Origin of the sequence: Holdemanella sp. DFI.5.55 (assembly GCF_020593575.1) — a bacterium.
GTDB classification, from domain to species: domain Bacteria; phylum Bacillota_I; class Bacilli_A; order Erysipelotrichales; family Erysipelotrichaceae; genus Holdemanella; species Holdemanella hominis.
The window spans coordinates 15130-29698 of record NZ_JAJDMK010000007.1 but is presented as its reverse complement, the minus strand read 5'-3'; the positions used below and the strand labels follow the sequence as shown (position 1 = coordinate 29698).

Sequence of the window (14569 nt, the reverse complement as noted above, 5' to 3'; positions counted from 1 at the left end):
TTCTTTTTCTTAGGATTAATTATTCAGCTTCATCTAGGTTTGAAACATTGTGATATACATTTTGTACATCATCAACTTCATCTAGTAAAGTAACTAAACGTTTAAATAAAGTTAAATCTTCACCGTGAAGTTCAACTTCTTCATTTGGAATCATCTTATCTTCTAAGACTTCAAATTTAACATCAGGAATCAATTTTTCAACAACAACTTTTGCGTCATCCAATTGTGTTGGATCCACCGTAATTGTCATATATCCTTCTTCGATTTCAATGTCATTTAATTCGATTTCTGCTTCTAATAAAGCATCCATCATAGCTTCTTCATTATCATATTGAATAACGATTACACCTAAGTGTTCATATCCAAATGATACAGATCCACCAACACCTAATTTAGAGTGCGATTTATTAAAACAAGCTCTTAAGTTTGCGATTGTACGGTTTGCATTATCTGTCAAACAATCAATGATGATTGTAGATCCAGCACCCTGTCCAAATCCTTCATAACGAGCACTTGAATAACTTTCATCTGCACTACTTTTCGCTTTTTCGATAGCACGCTTGATTACGTCTGCAGGCACGTTGTTTGCCTTTGCACGATCAATCGCCTTCTTTAAAGTTTGGTTCATATCTGGATTAGGGTCACCGTTCTTTGCAGCAACTAAAATCTCTTTAGAATATCTTGAATAAATTTTTGCCTTCGCATTGGCTGTCTTCTGCATTGCTGCAGCACGAACCTCAAAATGTCTTCCCATAGATTTATCACCTTTCAATTTATTTTTTACAGTTAATTATTATAACAGTCAAAGTCAAATTATTCAACCTTGGCATAACGTTCAATAATTTTTTGAACCAATGGATTTCGAACTACATCACTATTTTCCAAATGAATAATTGAAATACCATCAATATGATCCAAGATTGTACAAGCCTGCATCAAACCTGAATCCTTTTTCTTGATCAAATCAATCTGTGTAACATCTCCCGTTACAACCATTTTACAATTTTTACCCATACGCGTTAAAAACATCTTCATCTGCGCACACGTCGCATTCTGTGCTTCATCCAAAATCACAACGGCATCATTTAAAGTACGTCCACGCATAAACGCTAAAGGTGCAATTTCAATGACTTGTTTCTCCACATATTTTTCAACTGTTTCTAAGCCAAGCATCTCATTTAATGCATCATATAAAGGCCTTAAATAAGGATCTACTTTTTCCTTCATATCGCCAGGTAAAAAACCAAGAGATTCCCCTGCCTCAACAGCTGGACGCGTAAGAATGATTTTTTCGACCCGTTCACTCTTTAACATACTCACCGCATAAGCTACCGCAAGATATGTTTTACCGGTACCAGCAACACCTGTCGCAAAAACAATTTCATTATGACGCATCGCATCACATAAAATAGCTTGTCCAATTGTTTTTGGATAAATCATTTTACCGGTTTTTGTCTTGCATACAGCATGTAGCTGATGAGCCTTAAAATCTTTTAAACGATTTTTAAAAGCCAAAGAACAAATATAGCTTACATCTTGTGAATTTAAACGATGTTGCGTATCAATAATTGAAAAACAAGCCGCAATGACTTCTTCTACTAAATGTGTATCTAAAGTCTCGTTTACTTCCACTTTGATTTTCTGGTCACGAATCATACATACAGATTTAAAGCATTTACTCAACATATCCAAGTTGGAATCTTGAAATCCTGCAAAAATCTGAATCTCTTCAAATGTTCTGTCGGAACAATCAAATTCAAAAAAAGCCACAAATCTCCTCCTCAAGAAAAAAATCTGCATTAAAAATGCAGATTATTTACCTCTACGTGCTTTACGTGCAGCTTCAGATTTTAACTTTCTGCGTACACCTGGTTTTACGTAAAATTCTCTTTTGCGCGCCTCAGCAAGGGTGCCATTACGAGAAACCTGACGTTTAAATCTTCTTAAAGCGTCATCAAGTCCTTCGTTTTCTTTAAGAACTACTTTTGGCATATTCACAAACCTCCCTTCCCAAGATTAGCAAAAACATTATATCAAAGATTTCATATAATGCAAGCACAATTTGATTTTTTAAGCTAAACTTGCCTTAATACACTCTTTAGCCGCTACATTGTCGCCAACCCAAGGGGCTCTTCCATTTTCACGATAGATAAAGCTTTCATCACCCTTACCAAGAAGCAATACCGTATCTCCTTCTTGGGCTGAGCTGATTGCCTGATGAATGGCTTCATAGCGATCTTGTACAAACACATGTGGTGTATCTTGAATGCCTGACTTGATTTGTTCGGCAATTTCTTTAGGATCTTCATCACGAGGATCGTCTTCTGTCACTATGATATAGTCACAATATTTATCGGCAAGTTCACCAAAGACTTTACGCTTGTGTACATCACGCTTACCAGCTGATCCAAATACCGCAATCAAACGATGACCTGGCATTGTGACACTGCGTCCAAACTGCATCATTTTTTCCATACCATCGGGTGTATGTGCAAAATCAACGATTACGTTGTATGGCTGACCACAATCAATACGTTCCATACGACCTTCAACTTGGGCAATATGTGCACATTTTTCAATAATTCTTTCTAAATCATAGCCTGTTTCATTGAGCGCTGCAATGGCAGCTAATAAGTTATAAACATTAAAGTTACCCACTAAATTTGTCTTAACCGGATACATATGACCTGAATATACCAAGTCAAATTGCGTACCTTGTGAACTCATCTTAATATTAATAGCACGATAATCTGCTTCACTATTTATCGCATAAGAAATAACACGTGCTTTTGAACAATCCTTTAAAGCTCCATATTTTTCATCATCCTTGTTAATTACGGATACGCCATCTTCTTTGACTAAGTTTTTAAACAACAAAGACTTCGCTTCAAAATAATTTTCCATTGTGCCATGGAAATCCAAATGATCATATGTAAGGTTTGTGAAAATCGCACAATCAAAAGAAATACCATCGACACGATGTTGAGCCAAACCATGACTCGATACTTCTAAAGCACAAGCCTTCATTCCACAGCGAACCATATCTGCCAATTTAGACTGCAAGAACAATGCGTCTGGCGTAGTCAAATTTGGTTGCAACTCAATATCACCATATTTAATCGCAATCGTACCAATATAGCCACATGGCGTTTTGTCGTTGATAATATCACGAATGATATTTGTGATTGTTGATTTTCCATTTGTGCCCGTTACACCATACATCTTCATTTTATCACTTGGACGAGCATAGAAAATACGAGCCACTTTATTCATGGCATCATTGACATCTTCTACACGAATATATACAGCACCAGGTGCCATATTCAATAATTCTTTTGAATGTACAATACAAACAGCTCCATTTTTTATTGCAGAATCAATAAAATCGTGGCCATCATTTGTAAGTCCTGGTAAACAGAAGTAAATATTTCCCGGACGAACGGTTCTTGAATCAAAACTTAAACCCGTAATATTGACTGTCGGTGCATTTTTAAATAGTTTGCTTAATCGCATACATCATCCTTCTTTCCATAGTACGTACCATCTTCAATACGATCCCATTCGATAGTGATTCTACCACTTAATGGTGTATCACTCAATATCTTACAAGAATGATATTGGCTTGTATAACCAGTATAATAGCCATCTTGTTTTCTTTCAATCAAGACTTGTACAGGATTAAAACGCTTCATGTCACGTTCTCTGCAAGCATTCGAAAGTTCAAGTAAACGAGCCACTCTAGCTTTTGTGACATTTCCATTGATTTCACCCTTTAAAGTACTAGCCTTAGTACCATTACGCTTACTATAAGGGAAAACATGGAAGAAGCTTAATTCTAGATCCGCTAGATTTTCATATGTCGTTTCAAATTCTTCATCACTTTCCTGGACAAAGCCTGCAATTACATCCGTTGAAATTGAAATATTCGGAATACAAGAACGAATATAGTTGATTTTTTCTTTGAATTGCTCAATTGTATATGGACGATTCATACGTTTTAACGTTTCATTACATGCCGATTGTACCGGAATATGCAAATGATGACACATACGAGGATTCTCTTTCATTAAGGCAATCAATGCATCGCTGACTTCCGTAATTTCTATACTTGAAATACGATAATACACAGAATCTGGAGTATTTTCTAATAAGGCTTTCATTAATTTAGCTAAATCGTATTCTCCATCATCATAACGCCCCGTATGAATACCAGTTAACACAATTTCTGTATGTCCTTTATCACATAAATCTTTAGCAATTTGAATCACCTGTTCATGATTTAAACTACGCTCTCTACCACGCGCAAAAGGAATCGCACAATAGGAACAGAATTGATTACATCCATCTTGTACTTTTAAGAAAGCTCTATGCATCGATTCAAAACAATGTACGGGCATAGCTTCAAAATCTTTAAATTGCGTAACCTCATTGACAACGTCAATTTTTTCATGATCCTGCAATGCTTTTTGGATTAAATTCACCAATTCATTTTTTTGTTTAGCACCAATCACAAGATCAGCATCCAAAGCCTTTCTTTCATCTTCACTTGCGAACTGCACAAAACATCCCACAACAACACATAATGCATCTGGATTCATTCGTTTGACATAATGAATCTTTTGACGTGATTTGCTGGCGGCTGTGTTTGTGACAGTACACGTATTGATGATACAAATATCACACGCTTGATCCGGTGATACTTGTTCATATCCTAATTCTTCTAATTGAGCTGCATAGTATTGTGACTCATACGTATTTACTTTACAGCCTAGTGTAATAATTGAAAATTTCATTTTCCCCTTATCCTTCCACATGATTTTGGTATTCAATAGCTGTCAACACATAACAAGCAGCCGTTTCTGCACGTAAGATGTTTTTACCTAGAGAACAATTGTCAAAACCAAATTCATTTAATACTTGAATTTCACTCTCTTCAAATCCACCCTCAGGCCCAATACATACAGTAATGGATTGTGGATTGTCTTTTAAATAATGGGCCATATGTTTTGAAGGATCATTTTCCTTTTCATAGGCCACTAAATTACATTCACTCTTATAATTTGATAGATCCTTTAACGCAATCACAGGCTCTAATTCCACTAACGTATTTCGATTGCACTGTTTTGTAGCTGCAAGTAAGATTTCATTCCAACGAATGAGTTTCTTTTCAGCTTTTTTTTCATCCAGTTTTACCACTGTATTCTTCGATACAAAAGGAACGATTTTATGAACTCCAAGTTCACAAGCTTTTTGAAGCATCCATTCGAACTTATCTTGTTTGATCAAAGCACAACATAAGGTGATCGATTGATTTTCTTCAAAGACATCCACCATGGAATCAATCACTAAATTAGGCTTATTTTCAACATGTCCAAAGAATACCCCTGAATTTTTAGTAACAATACGAATCTTTTCTTTTGATGTCGTACGAAGTACATCAAAGATGTGGTGCGCTTGTTTAACATCTAAACAAATTACATCCTGTACCGAAACATTTTGATCTAAATAAACTTGTTTCATTATTTTTGTTCGCCTTCCATACTTAAGCGATTCAATTGTTTGATTTCATATGGTTTTAGACGACGATATTCTCCGGCTCTTAAATCCTTTACGTCTAAGAACGCAAACTTCACTCTGTGCAAACGACGCACTTCATGGCCTAATGCCAACATCATATTTTTAACCTGATGATTTTTTCCTTCTGAAATCGTTAATTCGAATTGGGTACGATTACGAGTTAAATCTTTTTGAAGCACAAATACTTTTGCTGGTTGATACTTTTCTGTCTTAGTTTTTAATCCTCTTCGTAATTGTTTGATGTCATCATCACTTAAGATACCTTGAAGATTAACAACATATGTCTTTTCTAAGTGATATCGAGGATGAATCATATGGTTACAGAATTGGCCATCATTTGTAAGTAATAAAACACCACTCGTATCATAATCCAAACGTCCTACAGAGAAGATTCTTTGGTTTTGTGGCATGTAATCCAATACGGTTTTTCTGCCCTTGTCATCACTACTTGTGCATAGGCAACCTTTTGGTTTATTCATGATATAGTATACTTTTTCTTCTTTCGAAATCATATTTCCATTGACTTCTATACTATCCTGATTGGATACTTTTGTACCTAAAACGTCACATACTTTTCCATTGACTTTAACTTTACCATCTAAAATCAATTCTTCGGCTTTTCTTCTTGAACAAATACCTGCTTGGGCAATTACTTTTTGTAGTCTTTCCATTATCTATTCTCCTTCAAATAATTCTTCACTATTGTTTCTAGTTTGAGGTAGTTCCGGCAATTCTTTTAGATCTTCCAATTGAAAAGCATCCAAGAATTCATCGGTTACACGATATAATAAGGGCTTACCAATCGCATCTAAACGATCTTTCGCTTCAATCAAGCCACGAGCCACTAATTTCTTTAACATCATTTCACAATTTACACCACGAATCTCTTCAATTTCAACACGCGTAATCGGTTGTTTATAAGCTATAATAGCTAAAGTTTCCATGGCAGCCTGCGAAAGAGTGGGTTGTTTATATTCTTCAAATAATTGTTTGCCATAAGGATATACAAATTCTTTTGTGACAAACTTAAAACGATTCGCATATTCTACAAGTTCAATACCTTTTGAAGAACTCGAATATTCTTTTTTTAACGCATCCAACAAAACACGTATATCATCCATTTCTAAATTTTGTAGACCATGCATCATCTGATCCATAGTCAAGCCTTCTTCTCCACTTAAGAATAAAAGACCTTCTAATATTGCTTTCGCATTATCCATTCTATAAATCCTCTCTTGCGACCCAAATCATCTGCGTCTCATCAATGGAATACGTCATCCATTTTTCATGTATTAAATCTAATATCGATAAAAAAGTCACAATCACCATATGTAAGCTTGTACAATCTGCACATAGATCTTGAAATGAAATAGACCCCTCAAGATGTTTCATTCTCTCTTTGATTTGTACAGCTCTTTCTTCGATTGATAATTCTTTGATTGTGATCTTTGTTTCATACGGTTGTAAAAGCTCCATACGCACAATACAATGGCGCATTGCCTTCATTAAATCATAAGGTGATTGTGTTTCTAAAGTATCACTTTCAACAGGTACTTTCCATTCTTCCACTAAACTAGAAACGGGACGCGAAAAATGCAGTTGTCTTTGTTCGTAATCTTCCTTTAAGGCAAGACTTACTTCTTTATATCTTTGATATTCCAATAATCTTGCGACCAGTTGATCACGCTGATCTTCTTCATATTCTTCTTCTACCTCAACCGTTTCTCTTGGCAGAAGTTTCTTTGACTTATATGCGATTAGACTTGCCAACTCTGACAAATATTCGCTAGCTACTTCTAGATGCATATTTTGCATGGCATGAATATAATCAATATATTGTGTTGCCAAAACATTCATATCTAAGTCAAACAGATCCAATTTATTTTCTTTGATCAAATGCAGCATCAGATCCAAAGGACCTTCGAACTGATCTAACGTTATTAAAAAATCCATACTATCACCCATATTAGCCATTATAACAAATTTTAAAAAGCTTTTCATCTCTAACGAGTAATGTTAGAATAATTGGGCAGGAGGTATTTCATGCGTAGAGCCATTCTCTTTTTAGTTTTTGCGTTGTTTTTAGCGATGGTCATTCAGCCAAATTTAAATAAACAAATTAAAGAAAAATCAAAAATCGATGTTCCTGAACAAACCAATTCGACAATTATTACCAATGATACAGTTGACAATTCGCGCTGCAAATCGAAAGCTGTCATCTGTATTGATGCAAGTCATGGAGGTAGTGATGCAGGATATACAAGTGATGGACAGACGAGTGAAAAAGATCTAAACCTGATTATTGCCAAGAAGATTGGAGACAGCCTAGCTTCGGTAGGATATAACGTCGTGTATACAAGAAGTGATGACTCTTCTCTTTCAACAGAAGATCGTATTACTTCAATCAATTCGCAAAAGGCAAAGTATTTGATTTCCATTCAAATGAATTCAAGTTCGGATTCTCTATCCAAAGGCTACTCCATTTTTACGCAGCCTAACGATAATATGATTCAGCTTGCCAAAAAACTTGCCCAAACCATGAATTCCATCAACCTATCGCAATTTGAAGGTATTGATTCGGATCATTATGAAAACTTCCCTATCTTATATGATAGTCAAATTCCTTCGATTCTATTAGAACTTGGATATTTAAGCAATAGTGAAGACTACACAAAATTAACGGATGAAACTTTCCAACAAAAGATTGCGAATGCGATCACAGAAAGCTTTTTAGATCAAATCAACTAACACTCTTCGGAGTGTTTTTTTGTGCTATAATTAAAAGAAAAAGAGGTAATTTATGGAAGAAAAATTAATATATAAAGGAATTATTTTTGATTTGGTCCAAAAAGATGTTGAAATCAAGAATAAAACCTATAAAAGAGACATCATCCGTCATCCAGGTGGTGTAGGTGTGATTTGTATCGTTGATGGTAAGATCTTGCTTGTAAGGCAAGAGCGTCCAGCTATTGGTAAAGAAACATTAGAAATTCCGGCAGGTAAACTCGAATATGGTGAAAATCCAATGGAATGTGGTCTTCGTGAATTAAATGAAGAAACGGGTATGGCTTGTGATAAGCTAGAATTATTATTAAGTTTTGTATCCACTCCAGGCTTTTGCGATGAAAGAATCTGGATTTATAAAGCGATCAATCCAAAAAAAGCGGATATAAAACTTAGCTTAGATGAAGATGAAGAAATTGATACTTTGTGGCTGGATTTAGAAACTGCCTTTGAGTATACAAGAAACGGAAAGATTGATGACGGGAAGACTGTGATTGCGATCAGTCAAATGATGGCAGAAAGGAATTAAGATTATGAATTTTGTGGTGATTTCACCAAACTATCCAGAAAGCTACTGGATGTTTTGCAGGGGTTTAAAAGAAAATGGAGCTAAAGTTTTAGCCATTGTTGATACACCCTACAATCAATTGAAACAAGAATTAAAAGAATATTGTGACGAGATCTATGTCGTAAAAAGTTTCCATGATTATGATGAAATGGTCAAAGCTTGTGGTTATTTTACATTTAAGTATGGAAAGATTGACTGGATTGAATCCAATAATGAGGCTTGGTTGGATTTAGATGCACGTCTTCGTGATGATTTCAATGTGAAAACAGGTTTTTCTCTAGAAAGAATTGAAGAACTTCAATCTAAGTCCCAAATGAAAAAATATTATAAAGAAGCTAATGTCCCAGTGGCAGATTATAGAGTACTACATACACTTAAAGATGGCTTAGATTTTGCCAAACAAGTAGGCTATCCATTAGTCATGAAACCCGATCATGGTGTAGGTGCAAGCATGACTTACAAGATCATGAATGCTGAACAATTAGAATCCGTATATATGCAGACAAAGGATCATGTGATGATTCTAGAACAATATATCGATGGAGATGTCTTTACCTTAGATGGTATTTGTGATGAAAACGGGGATATTCGCTATTTAAACAGTTTAGAATATGTCGGTAATTGTATGGATTCTGTGCTTTACCAACAAAGTATTGGTTGTTATACAACTTTTGAGATCAGTGATGAATATCGTGACATTGTACAAAGAACAATCCATGCGTTTAAAATCAAGAATCGCTTCTTCCATTGCGAATTCTTTCGATTGAATCATGATGTGCAAGGTTTAGGCGAAAAGGGACGCGTCTTTGGTTTAGAAGTGAATTTCAGACCACCAGGAGGATTCTGTCCGGATTTAATGAATTATGCCGGAGAATTGGATGTTTATCGTTTATGGGCCGAAGTCATCTTGAAACAAAGTGCTTCTTATTCAAAGCTTAGAAGATATTCGGCTGGTTTTGTAGGAAGAAGAAACTCCATCAAATATCGTTTTACAGTAAAAGAAGTGGAAGAGATGTTTAAAGAAGATATGATTGAAGTCTTATATCTTCCTGAAGCTTTTGCGGCTGCGATGGGCGATGTCGCAATTGTTGCCAAATTTACAAGTCCTGCAAGGCGAGATGAATTCTTTAAGAGTGCATTAAGAAGGAAGGATCGATTATGATCGTTGAAAAAGAACTTTTCATGACAAAGCTTAATGACACAAGAAAAATCTTTATTTATTTACCCGATGACTATGATACAAGTAATAAACAATATCCTGTTTTATATGCCTTTGATGGACACAATATCTTTTTAGATGCATATGCCACTTATGGCAAGGCTATTCATATTCAACAACATATAGAAAAGCTAGGTATCGATATGATTGTTGTTGGACAAGAATGTAGCCATGTTGGAAATAATCGCTTAAAGGAATACGCTCCCTACTCTTTCTATGATCCGGAATATGGCTCTTTTGAAGGTCAAGGAGAAGAAACGATGGATTTTTTCGTACATGAATTAAAACCTTATATAGATGATCACTATAGAACCAAAAAAACAAGAAAGAATACATTTATTGGTGGAAGCAGCTGTGGTGGTTTAATGGCTTTATATGCAGCCTATGCCTATTCCAATGTATATTCAAAGGCCATTGTGATTTCTCCTTATGTATTAGAAAGTATGGATGCGATTCTGAAAGATATCCATCAAAGTCATATTCAAAAGAACACTTCTATCTATCTATCTTGGGGTTCAAATGAAACAAGCTTGATGCATGAATTTGTTTGGCAAACAAAGGCTTGTACAGAAATTGGCAATGCCCTGTCTAAAAAAGGAGTCGACGTCTTGTACAATGTAATTCCTGAAGGAAGACATTGTGAGGAAGACTGGGAAAAAGAATGTGATACATTCCTTCCTTTCTTGGTACAATGAATCGAAGTGTAGTGATTCAAAAGCTTGAAACAAAAGCTAAACGTAAGATTGTCATTAGTGATATCCATGGAAATTTAGATTTATATTTAAAATTATTAGATCAAATTTCTTATAAGCCCAATGAAGATTGTTTGATTCTTTTAGGAGATTTAATTGAAAAAGGAAAAAGAAATCTAGATACCCTGCATTATATTATGCACCAAGCACAAAATGAAGATGTACATTGTATCATGGGAAATTGTGATTTTATTGCGAAGAATGTTCTTTATTCGTATCGCTTAGATTTTTTAAAACATGTGCTTGGTTTTCGTAAAGAAAGTTTGATTCATGAAATGGCAAGAAATCTAAATTTTGAGATTACACATAATAGTAATATGGCAAATGTTTGTCAGATTCTAAGAAAGCACTATTTAAAAGAATTATGTTTCTTAAATGATTTACCTCATGTTTTAGAAGATGAAGACCATATTTATGTGCATGCGGGCATTGAATCAAATGAAAATTATGGAACCGATTTTAAACAAGTCATGACCCATGCCTTCTTTTTAGAAACAAACGAAGTTTTCAAAAAGAATGTCGTAGTAGGCCATATGCCTGTAACCGAATATTGTACGCATATTGCCTCTTTTGATCCTATTTATGATGCAAAACATAATATTTATAGTATTGATGGTGGTAATATGGTGAAATATGGCGGTCAATTAAATGCCCTTATATTTGAAGACAATACCGTAAAAATGGATCGATGTGATTTTCTTCAAGAAAGAAAAGTCATTCATGATGTCAAATATCATACACAAATTCCCTTCTTTATTACTTTTAATCATAGTAATATTCAAATCCTTGAACAACATTCGATACAATCAAAAGTATATTGTCCCTACAACAATCGTACATTCTGGGTTGAAAATGAATTTGTGACAAAAGACATGAAGGCGTATGATTATACAAATTATGAGATTCCATTAAAAAAAGGCGATACCGTCAAAGAGGTATTCGCCTATCAAGATAAAGTTCAAATCAAAAAGAATGGTATACTAGGCTGGACCTATCGTTCGAACCTAGAATGATACTATTCTTTTTTTTCGATTGCTTGTTCTAAATATGTGATCAATGCATTGACTTCATCTTCACTTGTGTGCCAACTTGTTACGAATCGAATGACATAGTGATCATCGCATTTTTCCCAGATTTCAAAATCAATGTTTTCACTTAAGAATTGGTATTGTTCCTTTGATACATTCACAAAAATCTGGTTTGTATCACTCTTCATGAATAAGGCATAGCCAAGTTCTTGTAGTTTAGATTGAATTTTCTGTGCTAAAACAACCGATTGCTTGGCATATCCAAAGAAAGCATCGTGCTCAAATAAGCCTAAGAATTGAATACCTAAAAACCATCCTTTGGCAAGCATTGCTCCATTTTGTTTCATCACAAAACGGAAATATGGCTTTAATTCAGGATTGGAGATGACAACAGCTTCTCCCATTAAAGCTCCATTTTTTGTACCGCCAATATAGAATACATCACAAATATTAGCCAGGTCATTTAAAGTATAATCTACAGTGGATAAGGCAACACCTAGTCTTGCACCATCCATCATTAAATATAGACCTAATTCATCGCAAACCGCACGAATGTTTTTTAATTCATCTAATGTATACACCGTTCCGTATTCTGTGGCATTGGAAATATAAACCATTTTTGGATAAACCATGTGTTCATATGAGAGCATGTGTGCATCAAATACTTTACGAATATCGCTAGGATTGATCTTTCCAGCATAATTATTTACCTGAATTACTTTATGTCCTACAGCTTCAATCGCACCCGTTTCATGGGTGGCGATATGTCCTGTATCACAGGCAATCACGGCTTCAAATGGTTTTAAGCAAGCTTTGATGATGGTTTGGTTAGTAATCGTTCCTCCAACTAAAAAGTGGATATCTACATCGTAGTCTGGAATATGTTTTTTAATGGTTTCTTTGGCATTTTGACAAATCGCATCCATACCATATCCAGTAAAAGAATGACCATTGGTAGTATTCATATATTCCATGATTTCTGGAATACATCCTTGGCCATAATCATTTCTAAAAAATAACATCTTTATCAACTCCCAAAACCATTGTAGCACAAAAAACAGGTCATTTGACCTGTTTATTCAATTTATTCTTCTTTTAAACCCATGATTTCATCCGTAAATAGACGTGCATCCATCAACTTCAAATCTTCAGCGATGTATGGCTTAAATTCCATTTGATCTAATACATCTTTTTGTAAATCTACACCTGGAGCGATTTCGATCAATGTTAATTTACCATCAATTAACTTAAATACGGCACGCTCAGTGATATATAAGATTTTTTGACCTGTTTCATTCGCATAATCTGCTGAGAAAGTAACCTGTTCAATATGGTTCTTGAATTTTTTGATTTGACCTTCTTGATCAATTGTCAATTTACCATTACCAATTGTTTCTTTTAAACCTTTAGCTGTGAATGTTCCACAATAAACAACAACTGGTGATGTTTGGGTAATATTAATAAATCCACCACATCCAGCAATTTTTGGTCCAAAACGAGAAACGTTGATATCACCTTTTGGATCACATTCAGCAAGTCCTAAGAAAGCTTGGTCTAATCCACCACCATCATAAAAGTCAAACTGATATGTTTGGTCAATGATTGCATCTGGATTTGTACATGCACCGAAGGCAGTTCCATTCATTGGAACACCACCAATTCCTCCAGCTTCTACAGTCATCTTAAGTCCTGGTAAACCTTCTTCATTGGCAACATTTGCGATACCTTCTGGCATACCAATTCCCAAGTTGATAACAGCTGATGGATCCAATTCCATAGCAGCACGACGACAAACAACTTTACGTGCATTTAAGGGCATTGGTTCAATTGAATTAACTGGTACACGAATTTCACCACAGAATGATGGATTGTATGGATCTGAGTAAGTTTGCCAGTGATTTTCTGGATTTGCAACCACGATTGCATCAACATAAATACCAGGAATCTTAACATCCATTGGTTTTAATGAACCGCGTTCTACGATTTTTTCTACCTGTAGAATAACTTTACCACCACTGTTTTTAACAGCTTGGGCAATACTGATTGAATCAAGAGTAGCTGCTTCTTTACACATTGAGCAGTTTCCATCTTCATCGGCATATGTACCACGAATTAAAGCAATATCCAATGGGAATGATTTATAACGTAACCATTCTTCTCCATCCATATTGATTAATTCAACTAAGTCTTCTTTAGTGCGTTCATTCATTTTCGCACCTTCTATACGTGGGTCAATAAATGTTTTCAAACCTATTTTAGTGATAACGCCAGGACGGTGTCCAGCAATTTCACGGAACATCAAACTAATGGTTCCTAGTGGTAAGTTGTATCCTTCTACTTTATTCTCAAAAACTAATTTTTGGAAAGTAGGAATCAATCCCCAGTGACCACCAATAATTCTTTTTAACAATCCTTCGTGACCTATGTGGTTCAATCCAAGATCAGGTGTTCCATCTCCTACACCTGCAGAGAACATAACTGTTAAATCTCTAGGGTGTCCAGTTTCTAAGAAACTCTTTTCAATGGCAACACTAAGTTCTTGAGGGTGACCCATCCCAATAAATCCACCAACACCAATTTTATCGCCATCTTTGATCAAACTGATGGCTTCTTGGGCTGACATTACTTTTGACATTTAAAT

At 35.2% G+C, this 14569-nt stretch carries 16 protein-coding genes and 1 other annotated feature (1 of these 17 cut by a window edge); of the genes, 5 read left to right on the top strand and 11 right to left on the bottom strand.

Annotation, left to right across the window (positions count from 1 at the left end; translation table 11 throughout):
• Positions 1–20 (bottom strand) — a binding site (T-box leader) (it extends 170 nt beyond the left edge of the window).
• The 9 genes from LJE08_RS03035 to LJE08_RS02995 all read right to left on the bottom strand — a co-directional run bounded on the left by LJE08_RS03035 (position 20) and on the right by LJE08_RS02995 (position 7530).
• Complete coding sequence (locus LJE08_RS03035; protein WP_117926353.1) at positions 20–754, bottom strand: YebC/PmpR family DNA-binding transcriptional regulator; 735 nt, start codon at positions 752–754, stop codon at positions 20–22. (Overlaps the previous feature by 1 nt.)
• 59 nt (positions 755–813) lie before the next feature.
• A complete protein-coding gene (locus LJE08_RS03030; protein ID WP_227402366.1) occupies positions 814–1800 on the bottom strand; it encodes a PhoH family protein in 987 nt (328 codons plus the stop codon).
• 12 nt (positions 1801–1812) lie between these two features.
• Complete coding sequence (gene rpsU / locus LJE08_RS03025; RefSeq protein ID WP_003865021.1) at positions 1813–1992, bottom strand: 30S ribosomal protein S21; 180 nt, start codon at positions 1990–1992, stop codon at positions 1813–1815.
• 78 nt (positions 1993–2070) lie between these two features.
• A complete protein-coding gene (locus LJE08_RS03020; protein ID WP_227402365.1) occupies positions 2071–3513 on the bottom strand; it encodes a UDP-N-acetylmuramoyl-L-alanyl-D-glutamate--2,6-diaminopimelate ligase in 1443 nt (480 codons plus the stop codon).
• Positions 3504–4793, bottom strand: coding sequence for a tRNA (N(6)-L-threonylcarbamoyladenosine(37)-C(2))-methylthiotransferase MtaB (mtaB, locus tag LJE08_RS03015; RefSeq protein WP_227402364.1), 1290 nt, complete (start codon positions 4791–4793; stop codon positions 3504–3506). Before mtaB ends, LJE08_RS03020 begins: the two co-directional genes overlap by 10 nt.
• A 7-nt stretch (positions 4794–4800) precedes the next feature.
• Positions 4801–5520 (bottom strand): 16S rRNA (uracil(1498)-N(3))-methyltransferase, encoded by a 720-nt coding sequence (locus LJE08_RS03010; RefSeq protein ID WP_186998412.1) that lies wholly within the window; start codon positions 5518–5520, stop codon positions 4801–4803.
• Positions 5520–6248 carry a pseudouridine synthase gene (locus tag LJE08_RS03005; RefSeq protein WP_117926343.1) on the bottom strand — a complete coding sequence of 243 codons (729 nt, stop codon included), beginning with the start codon at positions 6246–6248 and terminating at the stop codon, positions 5520–5522. Before LJE08_RS03005 ends, LJE08_RS03010 begins: the two co-directional genes overlap by 1 nt.
• 3 nt (positions 6249–6251) lie before the next feature.
• Entirely contained in the window at positions 6252–6797 is a 546-nt protein-coding gene (scpB, locus tag LJE08_RS03000) for an SMC-Scp complex subunit ScpB (RefSeq protein ID WP_117926341.1), read from the bottom strand.
• 1 nt (position 6798) lies between these two features.
• Positions 6799–7530, bottom strand: a complete 732-nt coding sequence (locus LJE08_RS02995) for a ScpA family protein (RefSeq protein ID WP_186998413.1) — start codon at positions 7528–7530, stop codon at positions 6799–6801.
• Between the two features lie 90 nt (positions 7531–7620).
• On the opposite strand from LJE08_RS02995, the gene LJE08_RS02990 reads away from it, so the two are divergent.
• The 5 genes from LJE08_RS02990 to LJE08_RS02970 are packed head-to-tail and all read left to right on the top strand — an operon-like array spanning position 7621 to position 11913.
• A complete protein-coding gene (locus tag LJE08_RS02990; protein WP_117926339.1) occupies positions 7621–8325 on the top strand; it encodes an N-acetylmuramoyl-L-alanine amidase in 705 nt (234 codons plus the stop codon).
• Positions 8326–8377: 52 nt separating this feature from the next.
• Positions 8378–8890 carry an NUDIX hydrolase gene (locus LJE08_RS02985; RefSeq protein WP_117926336.1) on the top strand — a complete coding sequence of 171 codons (513 nt, stop codon included), beginning with the start codon at positions 8378–8380 and terminating at the stop codon, positions 8888–8890.
• 4 nt (positions 8891–8894) lie between these two features.
• Positions 8895–10091 (top strand): acetyl-CoA carboxylase biotin carboxylase subunit family protein, encoded by a 1197-nt coding sequence (locus tag LJE08_RS02980; protein ID WP_117926335.1) that lies wholly within the window; start codon positions 8895–8897, stop codon positions 10089–10091.
• On the top strand, positions 10088–10843 hold the full coding sequence (locus tag LJE08_RS02975) for an alpha/beta hydrolase (RefSeq protein WP_217255762.1): 756 nt from the start codon (positions 10088–10090) through the stop codon (positions 10841–10843). Before LJE08_RS02980 ends, LJE08_RS02975 begins: the two co-directional genes overlap by 4 nt.
• Complete coding sequence (locus LJE08_RS02970) at positions 10840–11913, top strand: metallophosphoesterase (protein WP_227402363.1); 1074 nt, start codon at positions 10840–10842, stop codon at positions 11911–11913. The genes LJE08_RS02975 and LJE08_RS02970 overlap by 4 nt, the downstream gene beginning before the upstream one ends.
• 2 nt (positions 11914–11915) lie before the next feature.
• Here the strand turns inward: LJE08_RS02970 and LJE08_RS02965 are convergent, their stop codons facing one another.
• Both LJE08_RS02965 and LJE08_RS02960 read right to left on the bottom strand, forming a co-directional pair.
• Entirely contained in the window at positions 11916–12950 is a 1035-nt protein-coding gene (locus LJE08_RS02965; RefSeq protein ID WP_227402362.1) for a low specificity L-threonine aldolase, read from the bottom strand.
• A gap of 62 nt (positions 12951–13012) precedes the next feature.
• Positions 13013–14563 (bottom strand): acyl CoA:acetate/3-ketoacid CoA transferase, encoded by a 1551-nt coding sequence (locus LJE08_RS02960; protein WP_117923897.1) that lies wholly within the window; start codon positions 14561–14563, stop codon positions 13013–13015.
• Positions 14564–14569 lie beyond the last annotated feature (6 nt).